Here is a 3,953-nt window from a genome sequence, read left to right as displayed (position 1 = left end):
GTATTCGATGGAATGACGATCGGCTTCCGGCGGGGTATAGAACCCCTGGTAGCTGGCCTTGCGGAACTGGATGCGGCACACCAGCTGGTCGATCGGGGTGATACCCCACATGTCACGCTCGGTAAGGTCCGGCTTGCGCAGCGTGTGGTACAGCGAGAACAGCTGGGYCGGCGAGCGCTGGTCGGGTTCGACGCCGCCGGTGGGCACCTTGCGCTCCTCGGCCGGGGTCAGCAGCTGGCCGGTGCGGCGGTCGAGCACGTACATGTCGCCCTGCTTGGTCGGCAGCAGCAGCGCGGGCACCTTGCCGGCGGCGGTCGGGTAATCGATCAGGGTTGCCTGCGAGCCCATGTCGTAGTCCCACACGTCCTTGCGCACGGCCTGGAAATGCCAGACCGGCTTGCCGGTGTTGACGTCGATGGCCACCAGCGAGGTGGCGTACTTGTTCTGGTTTTCGGTGCGCGAGCCACTCCAGTAATCGCCGGCCGAATTGCCCATCGGCAGGTAGACCAGGCCAAGCTGGTCATCGCCGGTGGCGGTGGTCCACATGTTCGGCGTACCGCGCGTGTAGGTCTTGCCCTGCGCGGGCAGGCCGGTCAGTTCCGGCTGGTCCATGTCCCACGCCCAGCGCAGCTTGCCGGTGACGGCGTCATAGGCCTGGATCACGCCGGACGGCGCATCGCGACGCTGGCCATCGAGCACCTGGTGGCCGGTGACGATCACGCCCTGCACGATTGCCGGCGGTGAGGTGATGGACACATAGCCGGCCGGGCTGTCGCCCATGCCCAGGGTGATGTCGACCTGGCCGTTGTTGCCGAAGCCGGCGCATGGCTTGCCGGTGGCGGCATCCACCGCGATCAGGCGGCCATCGAGGGTGCCTTCGATGATGCGCGCCGAGCAGGCACCGCGCGGCAATTGGGTAAGCACCGGTACGCCTGGTGCGGCATTGGCCAGGTCGGCGGCGACGTCGGCATCGGCGCTGGCCTGTGCGGTGGCCGGCACCTCGTAGTACGACACGCCACGGCACGCGGCCGTGTACGGAATCGACTTGTCTTTGATCTTCGGGTCGAAGCGCCAGCGCTCGGTGCCGTCGGCGGCATTGAGCGCCACCAGCTGGTTGCGCGCGGTGCACAGGTACAGGCTGTCACCGACCTTGAGCGGCGTGGTCTCCGCGCCCCAGCGCTTTTCGGGCAGGTCGCCGGTGCGGAACAGCCAGGCCTGCTCGAGCTTGCCTACGTTGTCCGGGGTGATCTGCTGCAGCGGCGAGAACCGGGTGGCGGCGTTGTTGCGACCGTACGCCGCCCAGTCGCCGTCAGCCGGCTTGTCGGCCGGTTGCAGTGGCGCATCAGATGTGGGCGCCAGCCCGGTGCTGGTCATCGCATCGGGGAAGTCGCCCTCGGCGGCGGTGATGCCGTGGGGCACGAAGGCCAGCACGAACGCCGCCACGAACACCACCGCCAGCACACCGGCGAGGCTGCGCGACAGTTTGCGCGATACCGGGCGGTCCAGCGTGGGCAGCAGCAGCGACAGCACGAAACCGATGCCGACGATCAGGCCCAGCCGCGGCACCCAGCGCCAGTAATCGCCGCCGGATTCCCACCATGTCCACAGCAGCGTACCTAGGAAGACCAGGCCGAACCACAGCGCGCCGGCACGCCGATTGCCCCACAGCAGCACGCCGGACACCAGCAGCCCGATACCGGCCAGCACGTAGTACCAGGAGCCGCCGAGGCCGGCCAGCCACGCGCCCAGACCGCCCAGCACCAGGCCAAGCAGGACCAGCACGATCGACAGGAGAGTGATCAGTCCGTGGCGCGTGCGCCGGACAGTGGCGGTCGGTTCGGGGGGTGTGACGGCGGAGGCGGACATCGTGGTCTCCAATCAAGGCGGCCGGGACGGGGCCCGGCCATTGGTGGAATGCCATCGCGGACGCAGTTGTCCGCTGGTTCGGGAGCCGTTATCCCACCGTCGCCGTGAAGTGCATGCGTTCTTTCAGCAGGCCGCCATGATCGGCAACCTGCGGGCCACAACCGCCGCACATGACGACGCCGGCACAAGGCCGGCGTCGTCGTGGCACTGCGCTGTTGGCGAAGATCAGCCCTGCGGCGTCTCGTCGCTGGTCGGCGCTGCGGTATCCGGCGCGACGTCGGCCACGGCCGCCACCCCATCCACCACCGCCTCGTCGTCTTCGATCGAGGCATCCATGCGTTCGACCGCCTGGAGCTTCTCGTCCTTGGACAGACGGATCAGGGTCACGCCCTGGGTGTTACGGCCCACGCGGCTGATTTCCGAACCACGGGTACGCACCAGGGTGCCGCCGTCGGAGATCAACRGCACTTCGTCGGCCGCGCCCATCAGCACCGCGCTGACCAGCTTGCCGTTGCGCTCGGTGGTCTGGATGCCGATCACGCCCTGCGTGCCACGGCCCTTGCGCGGGTAATCCGGCAGCGGGGTGCGCTTGCCGTAGCCGTTTTCGGTGGCGGTGAGGATGTACAGCACGCTGTCGTCATCGGCACCGTTCTCGATCACGGCGTCGCCGTTTTCGATCACGACGTCTTCGACGTTGCCGTCATCCTCGGTCTCGTCCTCGTTGCCGCCGGCACTCTCGGCCACGATCAGGCTGACCACTTCCTCGCCCTTGGCCATCTTGATGCCGCGCACGCCGGTGGCGGTACGGCCCATCGAGCGGACCTTGTCCTCGGCAAAGCGCACGGTCTTGCCGTTGGAGGCGAACAGCAGGATGTCGCGGTCGCCATCGGTCATGCCAACGCCGACCAGCGCATCGCCTTCGTCCAGGTTGATCGCGATCTTGCCGCGCGCCAGGCGGAAGGCGAACTCGCTGAGCGGGGTCTTCTTGACCGTGCCGTTGCGGGTAGCGAAGAACACGAACTGGCGTTCGGCGTACTCGCGCACCGGCAGCACTGCCTGCACCCGCTCACCGGGTTCCAGCGGAATCCAGTTGATGATCGGACGGCCACGCGCGTTGGAACCGGCTTCGGGCAACTGATGGACCGGCAGCCAGAACACCTTGCCGGCGCTGGTGAAGGTCAGCAGGGTGTCGTGGGTGTTGACCAGCCACAACTGCTCGATGAAATCCTCTTCCTTGGTCGACGCCGCGCTGCGGCCACGGCCACCGCGACGCTGTGCGCGGTAGGCACTGACCGGCTGGCGCTTGACGTAGCCGGCATGCGACAGCGTGACCACCACGTCTTCCGGGGCGATCAGGTCGAGGATGTCCAGGTCTTCTTCGCTGTGGCGGATTTCGGTGCGGCGCTCGTCGCCGAACTCGGTCCGCACGTTGATCAGCTCTTCGCGGATCACCTGCAGCAGGCGATCCGGATCTTCCAGGATGTGAATCAGCCCGGCGATGGTTTCCAGCAGCAGCTTGTACTCATCGGTCAGGCGCTCCTGCTCCAGCCCGGTGAGGCGGTGCAGGCGCATTTCCAGGATCTGGGTGGCCTGGATTTCGGTCAGCCGGTAGCCGCCTTCGATCAGGCCCACGCCCTTGGGCAGGTCATCCGGACGCGAGGCTTCGGCACCGGCGGCACCGAGCATCGACCCGACCAGGCCCGGTTCCCACAGACGGGCGAGCATGCGTTCGCGCGCCTCGGTGGGGTTGGGCGAGGTCTTGATCAGTTCGATCATCTCGTCGATGTTGGCCAGCGCGACGGTCAGGCCTTCCAGCACGTGCGCACGGGCACGCGCCTTGCGCAGCTCGAACACGGTGCGCCGGGTAACCACTTCGCGGCGGTGGCGAACGAACGCCTCGAGCATCTGCTTGAGGTTCATCAACTGCGGGCGGCCATCGACCAGCGCCACCATGTTGATGCCGAACACCGACTCCATCTGGGTCTGCTGGTAGAGGTTGTTCAACACAACTTCCGCCGACTCGCCGCGCTTGATCTCGATGAAGATGCGCATGCCGTCCTTGTCGGACTCATCGCGCAGCTCGCTGA

2 protein-coding genes are annotated in these 3,953 nt (G+C 67.1%); both read right to left on the bottom strand.

The window, feature by feature from the left end:
• A partial coding sequence (locus tag ACXJKH_RS16480) for an outer membrane protein assembly factor BamB family protein (protein WP_457320911.1) occupies positions 1–1,866 on the bottom strand: 1,866 nt, incomplete at its 3' end.
• Between the two features lie 225 nt (positions 1,867–2,091).
• A partial coding sequence (locus tag ACXJKH_RS16475) for a DNA gyrase C-terminal beta-propeller domain-containing protein (protein ID WP_457320909.1) occupies positions 2,092–3,953 on the bottom strand: 1,862 nt, incomplete at its 5' end.

Source organism: Stenotrophomonas sp. P5_B8 (assembly GCF_054049855.1).
The sequence above is the reverse complement of the archived record's forward strand: the minus strand, read 5'-3'. Positions and strand labels throughout refer to the sequence as shown.